General features: G+C 45.4%; 21 protein-coding genes and 1 tRNA gene. 20 read left to right on the plus strand and 2 right to left on the minus strand.

Going from position 1 to position 20,904, the window contains the following annotated elements; genetic code table 11:
* Positions 1-171 precede the first annotated feature (171 nt).
* From TY49_RS18780 to hisIE, 8 genes are all read left to right on the plus strand, one after another.
* Complete coding sequence (locus TY49_RS18780; RefSeq protein WP_041967450.1) at positions 172-1,347, plus strand: ATP phosphoribosyltransferase regulatory subunit; 1,176 nt, start codon at positions 172-174, stop codon at positions 1,345-1,347.
* Positions 1,344-1,967, plus strand: coding sequence for an ATP phosphoribosyltransferase (hisG, locus tag TY49_RS18785; protein WP_041967451.1), 624 nt, complete (start codon positions 1,344-1,346; stop codon positions 1,965-1,967). The genes TY49_RS18780 and hisG overlap by 4 nt, the downstream gene beginning before the upstream one ends.
* A gap of 29 nt (positions 1,968-1,996) precedes the next feature.
* Positions 1,997-3,265 carry a histidinol dehydrogenase gene (hisD, locus tag TY49_RS18790; RefSeq protein WP_041967452.1) on the plus strand — a complete coding sequence of 423 codons (1,269 nt, stop codon included), beginning with the start codon at positions 1,997-1,999 and terminating at the stop codon, positions 3,263-3,265.
* A gap of 24 nt (positions 3,266-3,289) precedes the next feature.
* Entirely contained in the window at positions 3,290-3,877 is a 588-nt protein-coding gene (hisB, locus tag TY49_RS18795; protein ID WP_041967453.1) for an imidazoleglycerol-phosphate dehydratase HisB, read from the plus strand.
* A gap of 155 nt (positions 3,878-4,032) precedes the next feature.
* Positions 4,033-4,674: an imidazole glycerol phosphate synthase subunit HisH gene (hisH, locus tag TY49_RS18800; protein WP_041967454.1), complete on the plus strand. Its 642-nt coding sequence runs from the start codon at positions 4,033-4,035 to the stop codon at positions 4,672-4,674.
* Entirely contained in the window at positions 4,671-5,402 is a 732-nt protein-coding gene (gene hisA, locus TY49_RS18805; RefSeq protein ID WP_041967455.1) for a 1-(5-phosphoribosyl)-5-[(5-phosphoribosylamino)methylideneamino]imidazole-4-carboxamide isomerase, read from the plus strand. Before hisH ends, hisA begins: the two co-directional genes overlap by 4 nt.
* A complete protein-coding gene (gene hisF, locus TY49_RS18810; protein ID WP_041967456.1) occupies positions 5,402-6,160 on the plus strand; it encodes an imidazole glycerol phosphate synthase subunit HisF in 759 nt (252 codons plus the stop codon). Before hisA ends, hisF begins: the two co-directional genes overlap by 1 nt.
* Complete coding sequence (hisIE, locus tag TY49_RS18815; protein WP_041967457.1) at positions 6,157-6,852, plus strand: bifunctional phosphoribosyl-AMP cyclohydrolase/phosphoribosyl-ATP diphosphatase HisIE; 696 nt, start codon at positions 6,157-6,159, stop codon at positions 6,850-6,852. The genes hisF and hisIE overlap by 4 nt, the downstream gene beginning before the upstream one ends.
* Positions 6,853-6,880: 28 nt before the next feature.
* Here the strand turns inward: hisIE and TY49_RS18820 are convergent, their stop codons facing one another.
* Complete coding sequence (locus tag TY49_RS18820) at positions 6,881-7,852, minus strand: nuclease-related domain-containing protein (RefSeq protein ID WP_041967458.1); 972 nt, start codon at positions 7,850-7,852, stop codon at positions 6,881-6,883.
* 391 nt (positions 7,853-8,243) lie between these two features.
* Here TY49_RS18820 and TY49_RS18825 point away from each other — a divergent pair, with 391 nt between their 5' ends.
* From TY49_RS18825 to TY49_RS18855, 7 genes are all read left to right on the plus strand, one after another.
* Complete coding sequence (locus tag TY49_RS18825) at positions 8,244-9,752, plus strand: tetratricopeptide repeat protein (RefSeq protein WP_041967459.1); 1,509 nt, start codon at positions 8,244-8,246, stop codon at positions 9,750-9,752.
* A gap of 368 nt (positions 9,753-10,120) precedes the next feature.
* Positions 10,121-11,071: a thioredoxin-disulfide reductase gene (gene trxB, locus TY49_RS18830; RefSeq protein ID WP_041967460.1), complete on the plus strand. Its 951-nt coding sequence runs from the start codon at positions 10,121-10,123 to the stop codon at positions 11,069-11,071.
* A gap of 521 nt (positions 11,072-11,592) precedes the next feature.
* Positions 11,593-12,051 (plus strand): NUDIX hydrolase, encoded by a 459-nt coding sequence (locus tag TY49_RS18835; RefSeq protein ID WP_041967461.1) that lies wholly within the window; start codon positions 11,593-11,595, stop codon positions 12,049-12,051.
* Positions 12,052-12,082: 31 nt separating this feature from the next.
* Positions 12,083-12,976: an RNase adapter RapZ gene (gene rapZ, locus TY49_RS18840; protein ID WP_041967462.1), complete on the plus strand. Its 894-nt coding sequence runs from the start codon at positions 12,083-12,085 to the stop codon at positions 12,974-12,976.
* Positions 12,973-13,956 (plus strand): gluconeogenesis morphogenetic factor MgfK, encoded by a 984-nt coding sequence (gene mgfK / locus TY49_RS18845; protein ID WP_041967463.1) that lies wholly within the window; start codon positions 12,973-12,975, stop codon positions 13,954-13,956. Before rapZ ends, mgfK begins: the two co-directional genes overlap by 4 nt.
* A 146-nt stretch (positions 13,957-14,102) precedes the next feature.
* Positions 14,103-15,050: a DNA-binding protein WhiA gene (whiA, locus tag TY49_RS18850; protein WP_041967464.1), complete on the plus strand. Its 948-nt coding sequence runs from the start codon at positions 14,103-14,105 to the stop codon at positions 15,048-15,050.
* A gap of 22 nt (positions 15,051-15,072) precedes the next feature.
* Positions 15,073-15,330, plus strand: a complete 258-nt coding sequence (locus tag TY49_RS18855) for an HPr family phosphocarrier protein (protein ID WP_041967465.1) — start codon at positions 15,073-15,075, stop codon at positions 15,328-15,330.
* A 68-nt stretch (positions 15,331-15,398) separates the two neighbouring features.
* Here the strand turns inward: TY49_RS18855 and clpP are convergent, their stop codons facing one another.
* A complete protein-coding gene (gene clpP, locus TY49_RS18860) occupies positions 15,399-16,004 on the minus strand; it encodes an ATP-dependent Clp endopeptidase proteolytic subunit ClpP (RefSeq protein WP_041967466.1) in 606 nt (201 codons plus the stop codon).
* 368 nt (positions 16,005-16,372) lie between these two features.
* On the opposite strand from clpP, the gene TY49_RS18865 reads away from it, so the two are divergent.
* The 5 genes from TY49_RS18865 (at position 16,373) to TY49_RS18885 (ending at position 20,885) form a co-directional block, all read left to right on the plus strand.
* Positions 16,373-16,444, plus strand: a tRNA-Arg gene (locus TY49_RS18865).
* A gap of 197 nt (positions 16,445-16,641) precedes the next feature.
* Positions 16,642-17,778: a hypothetical protein gene (locus TY49_RS18870; RefSeq protein ID WP_041967467.1), complete on the plus strand. Its 1,137-nt coding sequence runs from the start codon at positions 16,642-16,644 to the stop codon at positions 17,776-17,778.
* A 177-nt stretch (positions 17,779-17,955) separates the two neighbouring features.
* The gene (rpoN, locus tag TY49_RS18875) at positions 17,956-19,299 is read left to right on the plus strand and encodes an RNA polymerase factor sigma-54 (RefSeq protein ID WP_041967468.1); all 1,344 of its coding nucleotides are present in this window, start codon (positions 17,956-17,958) and stop codon (positions 19,297-19,299) included.
* Positions 19,300-19,475: 176 nt separating this feature from the next.
* A complete protein-coding gene (locus TY49_RS18880; protein ID WP_041967469.1) occupies positions 19,476-19,736 on the plus strand; it encodes a glutaredoxin family protein in 261 nt (86 codons plus the stop codon).
* A gap of 123 nt (positions 19,737-19,859) precedes the next feature.
* On the plus strand, positions 19,860-20,885 hold the full coding sequence (locus tag TY49_RS18885; RefSeq protein WP_041967470.1) for a sugar-binding transcriptional regulator: 1,026 nt from the start codon (positions 19,860-19,862) through the stop codon (positions 20,883-20,885).
* The last annotated feature ends 19 nt before the right edge of the window (positions 20,886-20,904 follow it).

The following is a 20,904-nucleotide window of genomic DNA, read 5'->3' on the forward strand; positions in this document are numbered from 1 at the left end:
TTTAAAAAAGCAAACATGAACAGCTAATGGTTGACGGATAATAAAATGAGCGATAAAATACATATAACTTCATCTTATTACCATATTAGCGAACTAAAGGATTTAGATAATTAAGACTTAGTTTATTTGGGTAGATAAATAAAAACACCAGCAACGAAGAGGGTGAAATCAATGAGCAGATTATTCATGTTTGAAAAGCCGCTTGGCATGCGGGATACGCTTCCGGAATTGCATGAAGCAAAAGATAAAGTCCGGAGCTCTATTGAAAAAGAAATGAAGCAATGGGGTTTCCAATTCATCGAAACGCCGGCGCTCGAATATTACGAAACAGTCGGAACTGCATCAGCGATCCTTGATCAGCAGCTGTTCAAGCTGTTGGACCAGCAGGGGCATACGCTTGTACTGCGTCCCGATATGACCGCACCTATTGCCAGGGTTGCGGCTTCAAAATTATTCAAAGACCAGGTACCATTAAGATTGGCCTATTCTGCAAATGTCTACCGTGCCCAGCAGCGTGAAGGCGGCAGGCCGGCGGAATTTGAGCAGATTGGCGTCGAGTGTATCGGGGATGAGTCCGTCAGTGCCGATGGCGAGATGATCTCACTGGCGATTTCCTCGCTGAAAAAAGCTGGCTTGGAAGAGTTTCAGCTTTCTGTAGGGCATGTTGGCTTTGTCAACGAATTGTTCGTTCAGATACTTGGCACAGAGGAACGAGCCAGGGAACTGACGAAATTTTTATATGAGAAAAATTATGTCGGATATCGTGAGCATGTCAAAGCACTGCCGCTGTCATCGATCGATTCACAAAGGCTTCTCGCTTTTCTTGAATTGCGCGGCGGCCCTGAAGTGATTGGCAAGGCATCCGAACTGATCGAGAACGGAAAAGGCAGGGCGGCACTCGATGAATTGAAGCTGCTCTGGGAGATCATCGAAGACTTCGGTGAAAGCAGCCGGATCAAATTTGACCTAACGATTGTCAGCCACATGAGCTATTATACAGGCATTTTATTTGAAGTTTACGCAGGAATGGTTGGCTTCCCAATCGGCAATGGCGGCCGTTATGACAAATTGCTTGAGAAATTCGGAAAATCGACAGGGGCAACAGGATTTGCGATCAGGCTCGACCGCCTGCTTGAAAGTCTCGGTAACCTTGGTGAACCCGAACCTGTCACTTGTATTCTTTTCAGTCCTGAACGGAGAAAGGAAGCTTACCAACTTGCATTACATCGCAGGGAAGCAGGGGAACGGGTCATCCTCCAGGACATCAGCTCCGTACGCAATCTTGATGCTTGCTCCGATACGTTTGCTAATGTCGTTTACCTTGTTGGGAAGGAGGGAGTGCAGTGAATGAACAACTGACCATCGCGATGCCAAAGGGCAGGATTTTTACCGAAGCAGTTGATCTGTTGCGCAACGCTGGCTTTAATTTGCCTCCTGAATTTGATGATTCCCGTAAGTTGATTATCGACGTAGAAGAAGAGAATTTTCGATTCATCTTAGCGAAGCCGATGGATGTGGCTACATATGTTGAACATGGTGTCGCGGATCTCGGGATTGCCGGAAAGGACGTCCTGCTTGAGGAAGAACGTGATGTGTATGAGCTGCTCGATTTAAAAATCAGTGGCTGCTATCTTGCTGTCGCCGGAATACCTGATACAAAAATGAATGATGTCGCCCCGAAAATCGCGACGAAGTACCCGAATATCGCTGCTGCCTATTTCCGTGAACAGGGCGAGCAGGTAGAAATCATCAAATTGAATGGATCAATCGAGCTTGCGCCATTAATCGGGCTCGCCGACAGGATTGTCGACATCGTTTCAACCGGAAGGACCTTGAAGGAAAATGGCCTTGTTGAGTACGAAACAATAACAAACGTGACATCGAGGCTGATTGTCAATCCAGTCAGCTACCGAATCAAGGATGAACGGATTAGCGAGCTGGTTAAAAGGCTGAACGAAGTGATATAGATTGTGAATCTGAAAGGATTTGATTCCCGATGGATATTTTACAGATAGATGGAAGCTTGTCATTAAAACGGACCGTTGATGGCGGAACCGAAGAGCAGCGCAAAGCCGTGCAGGCCATTATTGCGGAAGTCCGTGCTTCCGGCGACCAGGCCCTCAGGACTTTTACCGAAAAATTTGATTCTGTTGTGCTAGATGAATTTCTGGTGACAGAGAAAGAAATTTCAGACGCCTATAAAAAAGTCAGTAATCAGCTCGTGGATATCATTACTGAGGCAGCTGGCAATATACGTAACTACCATGAAAAGCAGCTGCGTCCTTCATGGATGACGACAGAGGAAAATGGGACGATGCTGGGCCAGAAGGTGACACCGCTCGATTCTGTTGGTGTATATGTGCCTGGTGGAACCGCTGCTTATCCATCCTCGGTATTGATGAATGTCATTCCGGCAAAAACCGCGGGTGTCGAGAGGATCGTCATGGTATCCCCGCCTGGCCGTGATGGGAAGCTTCCGGCAGGCGTGCTCGTTGCCGCTGATATTGCTGGGGTAAAAGAAATCTATAAAATCGGCGGAGCCCAGGGAATTGCTGCCCTGGCATATGGAACTGAAACAATCAAGCCGGTCGATAAAATCACCGGTCCGGGTAACATTTATGTCGCCCTCGCCAAGCGCGAGGTTTTCGGCGACGTCGCGATTGATATGATAGCCGGTCCGAGTGAAATCGGAATTTTGGCGGATGATACAGCGCGTGCTAATGAAATCGCGGCTGACCTGCTTTCGCAGGCAGAGCATGACCCCCGGGCATGTGCGGTTTTAGTAACAACTTCCCGCACTCTTGCTGAAGACGTTCAAAATGAAGTATATAAGCAGCTTTCACAATTGCCGAGAAAAGAAATCGCCACACAGGCAATCGAAAACTTCGGCGCAATTTATGTGGCAGCTGATATGGAAGAGGCTGTGGCGGCAATCAACCAGCTTGCACCGGAGCATCTTGAAATCGTCACGGAGAATCCGATGGAACTGCTCGGTAAAATAAAGCACGCAGGCGCAATTTTCCTGGGGAGATACAGCTCAGAGCCTGTAGGTGATTACTTCGCCGGGCCGAACCATGTGCTGCCTACGAATGGGACAGCCCGCTTTTCAAGCCCGTTGAGTGTCGAGGATTTCCAAAAGAAGTCCAGCATTATTCTGTACAGCGAAAAAGCGATGAATGACAATGGAGCAAAGATTGCCGAGTTCGCAAGGCTTGAAGGGTTGGAAGCCCACGCCCGGGCCGTGGAGGCAAGACTTAAATCGTAATTATAGTGGATGGAGGAATAACTCATGGAACGCACCACAACGGTGAAACGATATACGAATGAAACAAAAATAGATTTGGATTTTAGCATCGATGGCGAAGGAAAAACAGAACTTGAAACTGGTGTGCCTTTTCTTTCTCATATGCTCGATTTATTCGCGAAGCATGGCCAGTTTGATTTAAAAGTCGATGTGAAGGGCGATGTTGAGGTGGATGGCCACCATACAACTGAAGATATTGGCATCTGCATTGGACAGGCGCTTCGTGAAGCACTTGGCGATAAAAAAGGAATCAAACGCTACGGAAACGCTTTTGTCCCAATGGATGAAGCCCTGGCGCAGGTCGTCGTCGATCTTAGCAATCGACCGCACCTCGAAATGCGTGCAGAATTCCCTGCGCAGCAGGTTGGCACTTTCGATGTCGAGCTAGTCCACGAATTCCTATGGAAGCTTGCGCTTGAAGCAAGAATGAATCTGCATGTCATCGTCCACTACGGAAAAAATACTCACCACATGATTGAAGCAGTTTTCAAAGCACTTGGCCGCGCGCTAGATGAAGCGACGACCATCGACCCGCGGGTAAAAGGCGTTCCTTCAACGAAAGGGATGTTGTAAGGGGAGCGGTAAACGTAGTACTAAAGGGATGTTGTAAGAGAATCTCTACGGGTATTATAAGAGACACGATTATTCGATTTGAAGAGGCATGAAGCTCTTATGCCCCTGGTAGGGAAAGAAAATCCCGAACTCTGTAAAAGGAAGGAAGTTAACTCATGATTGGCATCGTCGATTACGGCATGGGCAATCTGTTCAGCGTCAGTAAAGCGCTCGAACGGCTGAATGCGCCATATTTTATCTCACAATATAAATGCAATTTGATGGATGCAGATGCACTGCTCGTCCCTGGCGTAGGTTCATTTCGTGATGCGATGAAAGTGTTAGACCGCACTGGTTTGACGGAATTGATCCAGGCCTTCGCTGATACCGGAAAGCCTGTGCTCGGAATCTGCCTCGGTATGCAGCTTCTGTTCGAAGAAAGCACGGAAAATGGCCAGACGAAGGGCTTGAACCTGCTGCCTGGAAAAGTGGAGCGTTTCAGCGGCAAGACGGCAGAAGGGGAAGCTTATAAGGTTCCGCATATGGGATGGAACAAGCTTCGCTTTACTGGAGAGTCTCCTTTACTCACATCACTTGAAGAAGATTATGTGTACTTTGTTCATTCCTATTATGTAAAAACGAATGAGTCGGGAGTCCTGGTGGCAGTCGGTGATTATTATGATGTAGAAGTGCCGGCCATTGTCGGACGAAACAACATCTATGGGATGCAATTCCATCCGGAAAAAAGCAGTGATATGGGCATGGCACTGCTCCGCAATTTTGCCAACCTTGCAACAGAAAGGAAGACAGAAGAATGAAATTCACAATCTATCCGGCGATCGACATGCGCGGCGGAAAATGCGTAAGGCTGCTGCAAGGTGATTATGACAAGGAAACTGTATATGGAGATTCCCCTTTTGAGATGGCGAAAACATTCGCTGATGAAGGGGCAGAGTGGATTCATATGGTCGACCTCGATGGGGCAAGGGACGGCAGGCGGGTCAATGACAAATTTGTTATTCAGGCTGCACAGGAGCTTGGTGTGAACATCCAGATTGGTGGCGGCATCCGCAGTGAAGAAGATATCAATCATTATCTTGATAACGGCGTCACCCGTGTCATCATCGGCAGCATTGCCGTTTCCAATCCAGAGTTCGCCGAGGAAATGGTCAGGAAATACGGCGCGAAAATTGCCATCGGTCTAGACGCGAAAAATGGCTTCGTCGCGACACATGGCTGGCTGAACACTTCCGAAGTGAGTGCTGTCGAGCTTGGCAAAAGATTCGCTGATGCCGGTGCAGAGACTTTCATTTTTACCGATATCGCAACAGACGGCACTCTTGCAGGGCCGAACGTGGAGGCGACCCGCCAGCTTGCATTGGAAACGGGCAAAAGTGTCATCGCTTCCGGCGGTGTGAGCTCGCTTGATGATTTAGCGGCTCTTCGTCAGTTGAGTGATGATGGGGTCAGCGGTGCAATCGTCGGTAAAGCCATTTATGAAGGACGCTTTTCGGTGAAATCTGCTCTGGAAGCGGGGAGTGTCTGATGCTTAGTAAACGGATTATTCCCTGTCTAGATGTAAAAGAAGGACGCGTCGTAAAAGGAGTGCAATTTGTGCAGCTCCGTGATGCCGGTGACCCTGTCGAGCTTGCTCGTTTTTATGATGAGCAAGGAGCCGATGAGCTCGTATTCCTTGATATATCAGCTTCCGTTGAAGGAAGGAAGACGATGGTCGAGGTAGTCAGGGAAGTAGCGTCAGAGCTGGCAATCCCGTTCACTGTCGGAGGAGGCATCAACACACTTGAGGATATGAAGAGGATGCTCCGTTCAGGTGCTGATAAAGTTTCCTTGAACACCGCGGCTGTCAACAATCCGAAATTAATCTCAGAAGGCTCCGATTTCTTTGGCGCCCAGTGCATCGTCGTCGCCATCGATGCAAAATACGACCCAGAACTCGGATCATGGCGGGTTTACACCCATGGTGGCCGGACACCGACCAAGTGGGAAGTGATTGAATGGGCAAAAGAGGCCGTTCGCCTTGGTGCAGGAGAAATCCTGCTGACAAGTATGGACAGTGACGGTGAAAAGAAAGGCTTCGATCTAAAGCTGACCCGTGCAGTGAGTGAAGCAGTCACAGTCCCGGTCATTGCCTCAGGCGGCGCTGGAAACGCGGACCATTTCGCCGACGCTTTTAACGAAGGAAAAGCAGATGCCGCACTGGCTGCATCGATCTTCCACTACCGTGAAACCTCTGTAAAAGAAGTAAAATCCCATCTCCGTGAAAAAGGAGTGACCGTAAGATGAAAATAGAAGAATTGAAGTTTGATGAAAATGGCCTAATTACTGCAGTCGTCCAGGATGCAGCAACACGTGAAGTCCTGACTGTTGCGTATATGAATGAAGAATCCCTAACCAAGACGCTAGAAACACGCGAAACCTGGTTTTACAGCCGTTCCCGCAAGGAGCTCTGGCACAAAGGCGCAACGAGCGGAAACACCCAGAAAATCGTAGAGATGAAATACGACTGTGACGGAGATGCTCTTGTGGTGCTCGTCGAACCAGCCGGACCAGCATGCCATACCGGCGCAGTCAGCTGTTTTTCGGAAAACTTGCTGGAGCGTCCTGTTGATCAGCTTGCTTCACTGGATTTTTCAGAAAGCCTACTGGAGCGTCCCGCAGATCACCTTGCTTCACTTAGCGATTTTTCCGTCATGCTCGAACTGGAAAAAACAATCCGCGAGCGCGAAATGGAAATGCCAGAAGGGGCATACACAACCTACTTATTTGAAAAAGGCGTCGACAAGATTTTGAAAAAAGTCGGCGAAGAAGCATCAGAAGTCATCATCGCTGCCAAAAACCGCGACCCCGAAGAGTTGAAGTGGGAAGCCGCCGACCTGCTTTACCACCTAATGGTCCTGTTGCAGGAACAGAAACTGCCGCTGAAAGAAGTATTGGCAGTGTTGAATAAAAGGAAGAAGCCCAGCGCAGAAGAGTAGTATTGCGCTGGGTTTTTTCTGCCATAAATTAATCAAAGAAGCTTTTGCCCGGAAAGTAGGTGCGCCCTTTGGTTGTGCCGTCAAACGTGAGATTCATAGAAGATAGCAGGCGTTTCACAGTAGAAGGAGATCTGACTTTCATGAATTCTCGGAATTCCTTGCTAGTAATAGAAGGGCCATAAATAAGGAAATAATCTTTCAATGCCTGAATATGGGCATCCGCAGTTTTATGTCCACAGTTTAAACAAGTCCATTTCCCCTGACGGTAGTCCATTCCGAATGCCTCGCAGGCAGGGCACTGCACACCCTTAACCATTTTATCAAATGGCAGGTTCATTGATTTTGGGTCTGGAACCAGTGGTTCGTGCGCCTTAATTAAATGTCTAGCGATTTTCTTCATTTCATTTTTAGAGACATGGGACTGGGTATGCTTTTTGTAAAATGGAGGGATTTTAAAGGCAACATTCGCTGACCTGAAGACTCTATAACTGACTTCCTTGTCATTGGTTGGATTTTGGATGATGGCCTGTGAATTGCTAATAGCAACAAGGTTTTCTATTGGTGGAGGTGTAATATGATGTTTTTTAAGAAAGGCTTTTAATTGAGATGCCTGGATTTTTGTCTGGAGAATCGGGTCGGGAAAAACTTCTTCTATATCGTTCTGTACACGAATCAGTTGGTTGAATTCTGGAAGGAAAATGAGTGTTCCTGCGTAATTTTTGGAATCGATGATGAGGAGAAAGTAAGGGGTAATGATGAGGGTGTCAATTTGGAAGTGAGTCCTGTTGATCGGGATTCTTAAATCATGCAAAATAACCATTTCAGAGTGGTCAACTTGCTCTAAAAAGTAATCCAGCGTCTTTTCTCCTTTGTACCCTGCTCGTTTTCGGTAAAGTTTCTTCTCGAATTCCGCTTTTCTGAAGTCATCAGGAGGGAAACGTCTTACAATCGCTTCTAAAATCATAATCTCCTGAGGATATTCTCTTGTTTTTCCAATCAATTTCTATCACTCCTTGAAATTTTAACTCTAATATTCGATTTCATTACTGAAAATACCTTCTTTTAAAGAGGGATTTAATTATATTGGCGAAAAATAAAATTATTCGACCACTTTTTGGATTAATTTGGCGGTTTTTTAATTTTTTCGACCACATTTAAAGATTATTCGACCACTTTTCCCAATAATTCGACCAACCGCTAGTAAACCACACTTTTTAACCAACTGGATACACCCACACACCACATTTTCAAATCCACACCTTCTCGAACACTCTGTCCGTATGTTATACTACATTAGTTAAAGTTGCTTCGATAAAACACTGTATGTGTATTCTTATACAAACCAAAGGTTCAAAGGATATAGTTTTACTAAAATATAAATGGAGGATCATATGGGAAAAGACTCTAAAGCGATGAAGCAAAAAGGTCAATTGCTGTCATTTGTTCCTACTGGTGAATATTACTTCACCAAAGGGGTCAAGGCTTTCCACAGGCGGGACCTAAAAAAGGCTGAAAAGTATTTCCAGCGTGCGATGCACCTTGAGCCTGGCGAGCCGATGATCGTTTGCCAGCTGGCGATCGTGCAGTCGGAGCTCGGTGAATACCAGCAGTCTAACCGTCTTTTGCACTTGGTCCTCGAAGAACTTGATGAAAACATGGCAGAATGCCACTATTTCTTAGCGAATAACTACGCTCATTTAGGCTTGTTCCGGGATGCGTTCAGGCATGCTAATCTTTATATTGAATTGAATGAAGATGGTGAGTTTGCCGAGGATGCGAGCGATCTGCTTGAACTTCTCACGATGGAAGCAGAAGAGATGGATGAGGATTATTATGAAGAGGATGACCTGATCGTCAAGCAGGAGGAAGCACGGAATCACCTGGAATCCGGCGAATTCCCAAAGGCGATCGAGATTTTCCAGGAAGTCATCGAGGAGTATCCGGAATATTGGTCGGCTTACAATAATCTGGCGCTGGCGTATTTTTACCTGGGCGAGACCGTTAAGGCTCGTGACATCCTGAATGATGTTCTCGAGCAGAATCCCGGCAACCTGCATGCATTGTGCAATGCCCTCGTGTTCGCGCACTATCAGGGACAGGAGAAAGAAGGCCAGGACCTTAAGGACTCTCTTGAAAAAATCCACCCGATCCACGTGGAGCACCAGTTCAAGCTTGGCGCGACATTTGCGCTTGTCGGCGAATATGAACTGGCTTACCGCTGGCTGAAGAAGCTGCAAAAAACAGGTTTTGAAGGCGACGGTGCTTTCTATTACTGGCTGTCTCATGCTTCTTATTTTACCGGCAGAGAAAATACAGCACGGAATGCCTGGAAAAAGGTACTCGAGTTCAGTCCTGAAAAAGAGGGAATGGAGCCGTGGGCAGACAAACCGGGCGTAAAGTTCGAAGCGCAGGTTTCGGCTATCCTCAACCAGCTGAACAGCGATTATCCAGAGGAGCGCCTTTTTGCGCTATTCCTCACATCTGTTTCCGCGAAAAAGAAGGAAATTCTCGCAGCGGAGACATCAACAGATAAAATGACGGAAATGGAAAAATCATACCTTGCGTATGTAGCTTCCGGCAAACTGAGCAGCAAGGAAGAGGAAGTAAAGGGTGCGCATGAAACAGCAAAGCTCCTTTATGACCACCACCAGCCGATCGGCAAAAATGAAGCTGGCGTCTATATCATGTGGTTCTCGGTATTTGAACAGGCAGCTGAGGCTGGCTATGACTTTAAAAACAAAAAAGCGTGGGCTGCAGCGGTTGATTATCTCTGGGATAAGCTAAGGAATATCAAGACATCAAAAGCAGCAGTAGCGAAAAAATACGGATTATCTGTATCTACGCTCTCCAAATATATAAATTTGGCAAACGAGTTTCTTCAAGAAGAAGACAGCATCTAAAAGGGTAAACTAAGTCTGTTAGCAGCAGACTTAGTTTACCCTCTTTTTATTGTCAGGAAATTATAAAAATAATTTCGTTGTGGATAACTATATATGGTTTTCTTAATCCAGCTCCAGCGCCTAGCCCCTCGAGTCGCTTCGGTCCGCCCAATGAAGTCAAAGAACGACTTCACCGGTCGGCCCTCCAGGGCTTGTCGAGGCTGACCAAGGCGCTTGCGCTTTTTGTTCTTTTGTCAATTTAGTGAACAGGGACCTTTATTAAGCATATTTTTGGACTATGCGCTTCCTGTTTTATAGGATATGTTTAGGAAGGAAATACTATCTTGGATGAAAATAATAGGGGATTTTGATAAAAGGAGTTGTACACCATGTCAGAAGAGAAAATTTATGACGTCATTATTATCGGTGCCGGACCGGCTGGGATGACGGCTGCTGTTTATACATCACGTGCGAACTTGTCGACACTGATGCTTGAGCGCGGCGTGCCGGGCGGACAAATGGCAAATACAGAAGAAGTTGAAAACTATCCTGGTTTTGACCATATTCTTGGACCTGAGCTTTCAACTAAAATGTTTGACCACGCGAAAAAATTCGGTGCTGAATATGCTTACGGTGATGTAAAAGAAGTCATCGATGGCAAGGAATATAAAATCATAAAAGCTGGCAACAAGGAATATAAGGCTCGCTCGATCATTCTTTCTGCTGGTGCAGAGTACAAGAAGTTGGGAGTTCCTGGCGAACAGGAGCTTGGCGGCCGCGGTGTTTCTTACTGTGCGGTTTGTGACGGCGCATTCTTTAAAAACAAAGAACTTGTTGTTGTCGGTGGCGGAGACTCAGCGGTAGAAGAAGGCGTTTACTTGACTCGCTTCGCTTCAAAAGTGACAATCGTTCACCGCCGTGATGAGCTTCGTGCGCAAAAAATCCTTCAGGATCGTGCATTTGCCAATGACAAAATTGATTTCATCTGGAATCACACTGTTAAGCAAATCAACGACAAAGATGGCAAGGTTGGCAGCGTAACGCTAGTTTCGACACAAGATGGTGCGGAAAAAGAGTTCGCCGCAGATGGTGTGTTCATCTACATCGGAATGGTTCCATTGACAAAGCCATTCGAAGGCCTTGGCATCACGAACAGCAACGGCTATATCGAAACAAACGAACAAATGGAAACGAAAGTCCCAGGCATTTTTGCAGCTGGAGACATTCGTGAAAAAACACTTCGCCAAATTGTTACAGCAACTGGCGACGGCAGTATCGCCGCACAAAATGCACAGCATTATGTCGAAGAATTGATGGAAGAATTAAAAGCAAACGCATAATCCAAATGCCAAACCCGCTGGATACGATTCAGCGGGTTTTTCCAATCTGCTGGTAAAAACATCCCATCACGGCATAAATTAACAAACCGTAATTATATATTAATTCTCCTGTAACAGTAGTGAAACAATCATGGGGTATTATAGGAGTAGAAATTGACCCCCTTTTAAAAATATAATCCTTTGACGGCACAGGTTATCCTGTGCTCTTTTTTTTGCAAAAAAATGAAACAGGCCATTGAAACGGATTATAACACCATACGCCAGCTAGAATTTAAATCTGCAGAATTCACTTACTCCTTAACAAAAATATCATCTTTGTATTCATTGTGGCGAAAAACTAAAAATAGTATAATGGAAAGAATAAAAGTTGAGCTAATTTGCAGGACTGCTTTTTTCAGAATGCTGCTTTTTTTTTGATATTGATTTGAATCGAAAACAGCAGCCATTTCTGTGTAAAAAACGGCAATGCATACGAAGATTTTTACAAGCCTAGTTGGCCTGCATATAAAGAGGTGGATTGGATGCAGCGAGTGACGAATTGTGTTTTAGTAAAAGATGATAAGATTTTGCTGCTGCAAAAGCCGCGCCGAAATTGGTGGGTGGCTCCAGGCGGAAAAATGGAACCAGGAGAAACCGTGAAGGATTCATGTGTCCGGGAATTTCGTGAAGAAACAGGCATTTACCTGAGAAATCCGCAAATCAAAGGGATTTTCACGTTTGTCATCAAGGAGGATGATCAAGTCGTGTCCGAGTGGATGATGTTCACGTTCTACGCGACTGAGGCTGATGGCATCAATCTCGATGAATCAGAGGAAGGCACGATTTCCTGGCATGAGCTTGACGACATCAAAGACCTGCCAATGGCAGCGGGAGATTATCACATTTTGGAATATATGGTCCATGGACAAGGAATAATCTATGGCACCTTTACTTATACACCGGATTTTGAGCTGATCAATTACAGGCTCGATCCAAATTGATAAATAACTTGAATAGCAGGGGGAGAGAGAAATGAGTACCGGTTCAAGCACTGATACCCAGCTCGTGATTATAACAGGTATGTCTGGCGCAGGGAAGACCGTCGCCATCCAGAGCTTCGAAGACCTTGGTTTTTTCTGCGTCGACAACCTGCCGCCGACATTGCTGCCGAAATTCCTTGAGCTAATGAAGGAATCTGGCACGAAAATGAACAAAGTGGCACTCGTCATGGACTTGCGCGGACGCGAGTTCTTTGATTCGCTTTTCAAGGCGCTGGATGATCTGGCGGAAACTTCTTGGGTGACACCGCAGGTATTGTTCCTAGACGCGGATGATTCCACTCTTGTGCGCCGCTATAAAGAAACGAGACGTTCGCACCCGCTTGCTCCGTCAGGACTGCCGCTTGAAGGCATCCAGCTAGAACGCGAGCTTTTGGAAGAGCTGAAGGGCAGGGCGCAGCTTCTTTATAAAACAACGGGCATGAAGCCGAAGGATCTCCGTGAAAAAATCCTTGAGGAGTTTTCGGTGAACAAGAAGACGATTTTTACCGTCAATGTCATGTCCTTCGGTTTCAAGCATGGAATACCGATCGATGCCGACCTTGTTTTCGACGTCCGCTTTTTGCCGAATCCGCATTATATCGAACATATGCGTCCGAAAACTGGTCTTGATGAAGATGTGTCGACATATGTTTTAAAATGGAACGAGACAAGCAAGTTCCTCGAAAAGGTGACAGATTTGCTGAGTTTCATGCTCCCTCATTATAAGCGGGAAGGAAAGGCACAGCTCATCATCGCCATTGGCTGCACAGGCGGCCAGCATCGTTCCGTGGCATTGGCAGAACACATCGCCAAGTTTTTCGAAAAAGACTATCATACCCGTGTAACTCACCGTGATATCGAGAAAAGGCAGGGACATATAAAATGATGAGTGATGGATTGCCAAGAATCGTCATCATCGGGGGGGGAACGGGCCTCCCAGTCCTGTTGCGGGGTTTGAAAAAGCACCCTGTGGACATCACTGCGATCGTCACGGTTGCTGATGACGGCGGCAGCTCCGGCCGGTTGAGGGAGGATATGAGTATTCCTCCACCGGGTGATATCCGGAATGTCCTTGCTGCACTATCTGATGTGGAGCCACTGATTGAAGAGATGTTCCAGCACCGGTTCAATACAGCCAATGAATTGTCCGGCCACTCGCTAGGCAATCTGATCTTGGCTGCGATGACGTCGATCACCGGCAATTTTGTCCACGCGATCCAGGAAATGAGCAAGGTCCTGAATGTGCGCGGGAAAGTGCTGCCGGCCGCGAACAGGAGCGTCATGCTAAATGCCGTGATGGAGGACGACAGCATTGTCAGGGGAGAATCTAAAATTCCATACTCAGGAAAAAGGATCAAAAGAGTCTTTTTGAATCCAGAAGGCGTGAAGCCATTGCCTGAAACGCTCCAGGCGATCAGGGAAGCTGATTTGATCGTGATTGGTCCTGGCAGTTTGTATACAAGCATCCTGCCGAATTTGCTCGTGAAGAGACTTGGCAAGGAAGTATGCAAAGCGAAGGCACGGAAAGTGTATATTTGCAATCTGATGACCCAGGCAGGGGAAACGCATGATTTTGCTGCCAGTGATCATATAAAAGCGATCTATGACCACATGGACTGTGCTTTTATCGATACGATCCTTGTCAATAGTGAGACAATCCCGCCGGATGTGGAGCTCCGCTATAAGGAAGAGCTTGCCCAGCCTGTCCATTTTGACCTTGACCGGCTGATGTCATTGGGAATTGAAGTCGTCCAGGATGAAATTGCTGAGCTTGATGGCAATGTTATCAGGCATGACACAAAAAAAGTTTCAGAAATTTTATATTCTATGATAATAGATGAAACCAAAAAGAGATATAACGCGTAAATATAGGATGCAAGCGTTTGTCTCTTTTTGAAAAAGTGCGTTTAAGTGTATTAAGCCTAAAAAGCATTTTCGCATTAAAATAAAAAGACAGCTGCTGCGCTTGCTGATTTAGAGTGCCAGCGCTATATAAACAGGGGGGTGAGAAGGTGTCGTTCGCTTCGGAAACAAAAAAAGAACTCACGAATATTGACGTGAAGGGCTGCTGCGCTGACGCGGAACTGTCAGCTTTAATCCGGATGAATGGTTCCCTTTCCTTCTCAAATCGCAAACTCATCGTAGACATACAGACGGAAAATGCCGCGATTGCCAGGCGGATCTATACCTTGATCAAAAAAAGTTATCAGGTTCAGGTAGAGCTGCTGGTGCGTAAAAAGATGCGGCTGAAAAAGAATAATGTTTATATTGTCCGCCTTAAGGAATCAGCCAGGGATATTCTGGAGGATTTAAAGATTATAGGAGAAGGCTTTGAAATTATTCATGATATTTCACCTGCACTGGTGAAAAAGAAATGTTGTAAGCGTTCTTATTTAAGAGGTGCCTTCCTTGCAGGAGGTTCTGTGAACAATCCGGAAACGTCCTCCTACCATTTGGAGATTGCCTCCATGTACCAGGAGCATAATGAATCATTATGTGAGCTGATGAATACATTCGGGTTGAACAGCAAAACGCTTGAGCGAAAAAAAGGCTTCATCACCTATTTGAAGGAAGCTGAAAAGATCACTGAGTTTTTGACCATCGTTGGTGCGTATAATGCGCTGCTGAGATTCGAGGATATCCGGATTGTGCGTGACATGAGAAACTCGGTTAACCGTCTAGTAAATTGTGAAACAGCTAACTTGAATAAAACAATTGGCGCTGCGCTTAGACAGGTAGAGAATATCCGCTTCATAAGGGATACGGTCGGCCTGCAAATTTTACCGGAAAAACTGAGGGAAATCGCTCAGCTCCGTGTCGACTACCAGGATGTCACGCTTAAAGAGTTGGGCGAGATGGTAAGCGGGGGGACAATCAGCAAATCAGGAATCAATCACCGGCTGCGAAAGATCGATGAAATAGCAGATAAACTGCGTGCCGGACAAATTACAAATAAATAGAGGGCTAGAGGAGGAAAACGCAATGGTTGAAAAACAGGTGGAAGTAAAATTGAAAACTGGTTTACAAGCTCGTCCCGCGGCATTGTTCGTGCAGGAAGCAAACAGGTTCTCATCTGATATTTTTCTTGAGAAAGATGGAAAAAAGGTAAACGCTAAAAGCATCATGGGATTGATGAGCCTTGCCGTTAGTGCTGGCGCATCTGTGAACCTGATCGCTGAAGGCAATGATGAAGAAGAAGCTGTGGAAAAGCTGGCTGAATACATCCAGAAAGAGAACTAATTCTTTTAAAAAAATATGGCCCATTAAAAAACTCGCTCCTGGCAAACAGGAGCGAGTTTTCATTCATCTTATTTATCTTTCTTTTCTTCAAGGACGTTGCGAGTGATGATCTGGTCAACAAGACCATATTCCTTTGCGCGCTCAGCTGTCATGAAGTTGTCACGGTCAGTATCTTTCGCGATGACTTCAAGCGGCTGGCCAGTGCGCTCAGAAAGGATTGTATTCAGCTTTTCACGAAGGAAAAGAATGCGCTTTGCAGCGATTTCGATTTCTGTCGCCTGTCCCTGAGCACCACCTAGTGGCTGGTGAATCATGACTTCTGCGTTCGGAAGGGCAAAACGCTTGCCTTTTGTACCAGCAGCGAGCAGGAATGCACCCATTGAAGCAGCCATACCGATACAGATTGTTTGTACATTTGGCTTGATGAACTGCATAGTATCGTAGATTGCCATGCCGGCAGTGATGCTGCCGCCCGGGCTATTGATGTAGATGGATATGTCTTTTTCCGGATTTTCTGCTTCCAGGAAAAGCAACTGGGCTACGATTGAGTTGGCAACATTGTCATCGATTGCGCTTCCCAGCATAATGATGCGATCCTTTAAAAGGCGGGAATAAATGTCATATGCCCTTTCGCCCCGATTCGTTTGTTCAATAACTGTAGGAATCAAGTTCATGTTTGTTTTCCTCCTTTAACGTAAAGATCTTTTTACTGCACTTTTTAAAAAAAGCAGTTGTTGCCTTAAAAAGGCAATTTGCTTCCTTCTAAAAAGGCAAATTGCAGGCTGGCATAAACTGGTTCGCTTGCCAGAACACCTATGTAGTTTTATGATACACGCATGGTCAATAAAGGTCAAACGAATCGCTTGATTAGCCTGCAGAAACTGTTCGACAATAATGTATATTCCAATTTACTGTACCGTATCCATCTTACCCAAGAATGTCTTTTTTAAACAAGAGCAACGGCTGACATTCCAAAAAATCCTCCTTGCAAAGGAACCGAACTTACCCTATAATAGGTAAGCGTAACGTTAACTTGAAACATGCCCTCGTGGTGCAACGGATAGCACGTAAGATTCCGGTTCTTGAGATGTGGGTTCGATTCCTGCCGAGGGCGTCATAAAAATCCCGCTGAGCTAAAAAAAGCTCAGCGGGACTTTTTTGTTTTCCGCGGTCACACCATGTGAATTTTCCTATTACTATTAAATTAATGCAAATGACTAGGAGCATTCACCTAAACAAGCATCCCATCCTTTTCATAGAGTAGTAGAGAGGTATAATTTCACCTCCAAAATATATGAAAGGAAGATGTTAATGCCACATTTTAATTTATTGCAGCAATTTCCTGATGATTGCCCGTCTGGACCGGTTATTATTGGAAATTACCAATTATCATTGTTTGAGGTTGAGCGATTTGGTGCAGGATATAGGTGGATTTATCTTATTGAAGGCCTCGAAGGCGCTCAAGACTTAAGTGATTGGGTTTTAGAAATCGATGGAGATTGCTTTCCAGTTGAACAATGCTTTACTAGCGATCTTTTTACGGGAGAAGTGACACAGGAAATCTTAGATAGCTTGGAGCCATATGACGATTGTCCTCCTGGGCCTGAACCTGCTCCTAGAGAATGTCCTGAAGACTCACCTTGTAGTGCGTTAGAAACAGTGGTAGGTTTTAAATTCGATGACTTGCCAGACGGTTTATCCGAAGGTATATCACAATTATTTGCCTTTATCATTAATCAACCACCTAGCTTTGAAACTGGCTGTGCAGCGTTGACCTCTGCCGGAGAAACATTTTGTGGGGAGATCTGTGTTCCGTCTTGTATAGTTTGCCCAGACGCTTGTGAATGTCCAGAAGAAGATATTGACACCTTTGATTGTCCAGCAACTGTTCCTACAACTTGCTTTACAATCCCGGCAGAGGTAGCTACCGAAGATGTGTTATTTGGTTTCTGCATTGTCGATGAAGATGTAGTAGCACCAACGGAGACTTGTCAAGCGCCAGCTGAGGTGTTTGTGTGCGGTCAATCCCTCATTTGCTGCTGTGAGGTATTCCCATGGACCCGAACAGTAACTCTGGATATACAGTTCAACGTTCCCAAAACAGCAGATTGCCAAACGACTGAATTATATGAGTGCTGTAACGATACAATTGTCGTAACGCAAACTTGCTTCACATGCAACATTGATGATAACCCATTCCCAGAAGGTGAACTTACATGTGAGGATATTGACATTACAATCAACTCTGTAACAGTAAATGATGCAGGCACAAGTGCTGTTATCAACTATACAGTTGAGTTGCCGGATTGTGTTGTACCTGAGGAAGAACCAGCAGTGTTAGGAGCACCATCAACAAATTGTCCGCCTCCTGCACCAACAACTCCTACCCGCAATACTCAAACTAGAAACACTCCAGCTGTAAACAGATCTCTCAGACGCAAAAGATAACATTAAATCTTAGGAGAGCAGCGGAAGCTTAAAGAAGACCGCTAAATTTGTTGCTGAAAACCTCTTGCCTGATTCAGGGCAAGAGGTTTTTTAGATACAAGAAGTCGATGGGATACCAAATTCTTTCCATACACCAAAGCCTGTTTATCATGTAAAATGGGTGAAGGGGTGATTTGGATGGATTTGAAAGCTGGTTTATGGCAAAAACAGACGTTAAAGTTGGCAATGACTCAGGAACTGACCCAGGCGATTGCACTTTTGCAATATTCCGCACAGGAGCTTGCGGCATTTCTTGAAGCTAAATCAATGGAAAATCCCCTTATGCAAGTTGATTTTAAAAACATCTCTCATTTTGATGCGAGTATGGACCGTACGCGAAAAACGAGAAAAAAGACATTTGAACGGGACCAGAAAAACTTGATTGAGCAGATTGGCGCTGGGGCGGATGAGACGCTCGAAGACTATCTTTTTTCACAATTAAACTTGCTAAAAGCAACTCCTGAAGAAAAAATGATTTTACATGAATTGATTGAAAACATAGATGAAAACGGTTACTTGACTCTTGATCGAGAAAACCTTGTAAAAAGATATAATGTTGAAAATGAAATTGTTGAATCAGCATTTTTTAAACTCCAGTCGCTGGACCCGGCCGGGATCGGGTCTAAAGACCTCAGGGAATGCCTGCTGCTTCAACTGACAAGACAGAAGCGCACACCTGAAAACGAACTCGCAATAACAATTATACGTGACCATTTCATGCTTTTTGCCGAGAAAAAGTGGAAAGCGCTGGCGAAGATGCTGAATATCGATGTGAAGGAAATCCAAAAAGTCCATGACGATATCCAGCAGCTTAACCCGAAACCAGGTGCAGCGTTCCAGCGTGAAAAATCTGCCTATATCGTTCCTGATGTGGTCGTCAAACGTGAGGGGGAAGAACTATCGGTAAGTGTGTTCGATGCGCTGATACCAAGGGTCTCTTTTAATGAAGGATATTTCCGGCAGCTATCCGGACACAAGGATCCGGAAGTCAATAAATACCTGCAGGAAAAGCAGGGGGACTATCAGTGGATCCAGCGCAGCCTGGTGCAAAGGAAGGAAACGCTCTTGAAAGTATCGATGAAAATTATCGAGAAACAGCAGGATTTCTTTTTAATAGGACCTGCGCATCTGAAACCGATGACGATGAGGGAAGTTGCCGATGAGCTCGAAATCCATGAATCGACCGTAAGCCGCACTGTCCGTGAAAAATATATGCAGACACCGGCCGGCACTTACGAATTGAAATCATTTTTCACAAGTGCCGTCCAGACAACAGAGAACGACCAGGCTTCATCGCAAAAAGTAAAAGCAGCAATAGAGCATTATATAAAAGAAGAAGATAAAAAGAAGCCCATATCAGATCAGAAACTTGTGGAAATGCTAGAGGAACAAGAGGGGATGGTCCTATCACGCAGAACCGTCGCAAAGTACAGGGACCAGTTGGGCATACCATCATCTTCAAAGAGGAAGAGATTTGATTAGAAAATGGAAGATATTTTCCGTTTTGCGAATAAACAGCGATAAATTTGCGAATAAATATATTCTTTTGCAATAAAGCACGTGGAATTGCGAACAAATTTCTTGTTTTGCGAATAAAGCATCTTAATTTGCGAATATCCACCAAAGTGGGCGAATGATACTAGTATAAGGAGACCAAAATGAAGAAAACAGTCAAACTCTACTCCCGGCCGCGCTGCCATCTGTGCGAAACAGCACGAGAAATCCTTGAAGATCTTCAGCAGGATTGGGATTTTTCTATAGAAGAGATCAATATCGACCTTGATGACGAGCTTGTTGAGAAGTATGGAATCATGATTCCTGTCGTGGAATTGGATGGAGAAGAACTTCAATACGGTATTGTGAACAAAAAGTTCATAAGTGAAGCGTTTTCAAGAAAAAACCTTGAGTTTATAAGTTGATTAAGGTTTTCACTCCTGTTAGAATGAAATCTGTAGCAGGGGTGATTTTTTTTACCGCGAGTGGGACATAATATGTCTTAGCGGGACATTTTAAGTCCAACGCTGGAAAAGGAGAATATCAACATGGACTTTTCGCTCATTGATATTCAAAAAAGAATATTGCCCGATTTATTGCAAGTTATGCAAAAACGATACCTCATCCTGCAGTACATAAACGTGATGCAGCCGGTTGGCAGGAGAAACCTTTCAGTAAGCCTGAATTTGACTGAACGGGTTTTGCGTTCTGAGGTGGAGTTTTTGAAAGACCAGAATCTGATCTCGATGTCGGGGCAGGGAATGACACTGACCAAAGAGGGAAAAGATATACTGGAAAGTCTTGATAGTGTAATGCGAGACATTATGGGTATAGACAGACTAGAGCGCCAGCTTCAGGAACGCATGGGGATCAGGAAAGTGATTGTTGTCCCAGGGGACAGCGACCAGTCGCCATGGGTGAAAAGTGAGCTGGGGCGCGCGACAGCAAATAGTATGAAAAATCTTCTTCAAAGCAAAAATATAATTGCTGTGACCGGAGGTTCGACTATGGCGGCTGTGGCGGAAATGTTGACACCCGACTTCGGCGAGAAGGATTTGCTGTTCGTGCCGGCAAGGGGCGGAATTGGCGAAGACGTCAAGAATCAGGCAAACACGATTTGCGCGATCATGGCGGATAACACTAATTCACGTAACCGGGTCTTTTATGTGCCCGACCAGGTCAGCAGCGAAGTTTATAAAACCTTCATCAAAGAACCGCTGATTTATGAGGTTTGGAATTTAGTTAAGTCAGCAAGCATGGTTTTACATGGTATTGGAGACGCTATTACAATGGCGGAACGTCGCAATACCAGCCCGGAGGATTTACATAAGATCCTCGATGGAAAAGCAGTTGGCGAGGCTTTCGGCTACTATTTCAACGAAGCCGGGGAAATCGTCCACAAAGTGCTGACGATCGGTCTCCAAATGGATGATCTCAATAATATAGGGGATGTCATTGCGGTTGCCGGCGGAGCATCGAAGGCAAAGGCAATCAGAGCCTATATGAAGCAGGCACCTGACTCAACGATCCTGATCACGGATGAAGGCGCCGCTAAAACATTGTTACAAGGGTAACACCTTAATATAAACAACA

The sequence above is a fragment of the Mesobacillus selenatarsenatis SF-1 genome (assembly GCF_000813125.1).
Lineage (GTDB): Bacteria > Bacillota > Bacilli > Bacillales > Cytobacillaceae > Mesobacillus > Mesobacillus selenatarsenatis.

Coding starts and splice junctions, on each gene's coding strand:
- TY49_RS18780 (WP_041967450.1), top strand. CDS start 172: ATGAGCAGATTATTCATGTTTGAAAAGCCGCTTGGCATGCGGGATACG.
- hisD (WP_041967452.1), top strand. CDS start 1,997: ATGGATATTTTACAGATAGATGGAAGCTTGTCATTAAAACGGACCGTT.
- hisB (WP_041967453.1), top strand. CDS start 3,290: ATGGAACGCACCACAACGGTGAAACGATATACGAATGAAACAAAAATA.
- hisH (WP_041967454.1), top strand. CDS start 4,033: ATGATTGGCATCGTCGATTACGGCATGGGCAATCTGTTCAGCGTCAGT.
- hisA (WP_041967455.1), top strand. CDS start 4,671: ATGAAATTCACAATCTATCCGGCGATCGACATGCGCGGCGGAAAATGC.
- hisF (WP_041967456.1), top strand. CDS start 5,402: ATGCTTAGTAAACGGATTATTCCCTGTCTAGATGTAAAAGAAGGACGC.
- hisIE (WP_041967457.1), top strand. CDS start 6,157: ATGAAAATAGAAGAATTGAAGTTTGATGAAAATGGCCTAATTACTGCA.
- TY49_RS18825 (WP_041967459.1), top strand. CDS start 8,244: ATGGGAAAAGACTCTAAAGCGATGAAGCAAAAAGGTCAATTGCTGTCA.
- trxB (WP_041967460.1), top strand. CDS start 10,121: ATGTCAGAAGAGAAAATTTATGACGTCATTATTATCGGTGCCGGACCG.
- TY49_RS18835 (WP_041967461.1), top strand. CDS start 11,593: ATGCAGCGAGTGACGAATTGTGTTTTAGTAAAAGATGATAAGATTTTG.
- rapZ (WP_041967462.1), top strand. CDS start 12,083: ATGAGTACCGGTTCAAGCACTGATACCCAGCTCGTGATTATAACAGGT.
- mgfK (WP_041967463.1), top strand. CDS start 12,973: ATGATGAGTGATGGATTGCCAAGAATCGTCATCATCGGGGGGGGAACG.
- TY49_RS18855 (WP_041967465.1), top strand. CDS start 15,073: ATGGTTGAAAAACAGGTGGAAGTAAAATTGAAAACTGGTTTACAAGCT.
- clpP (WP_041967466.1), bottom strand. CDS start 16,004: ATGAACTTGATTCCTACAGTTATTGAACAAACGAATCGGGGCGAAAGG.
- TY49_RS18870 (WP_041967467.1), top strand. CDS start 16,642: ATGCCACATTTTAATTTATTGCAGCAATTTCCTGATGATTGCCCGTCT.
- rpoN (WP_041967468.1), top strand. CDS start 17,956: ATGGATTTGAAAGCTGGTTTATGGCAAAAACAGACGTTAAAGTTGGCA.
- TY49_RS18880 (WP_041967469.1), top strand. CDS start 19,476: ATGAAGAAAACAGTCAAACTCTACTCCCGGCCGCGCTGCCATCTGTGC.
- TY49_RS18885 (WP_041967470.1), top strand. CDS start 19,860: ATGGACTTTTCGCTCATTGATATTCAAAAAAGAATATTGCCCGATTTA.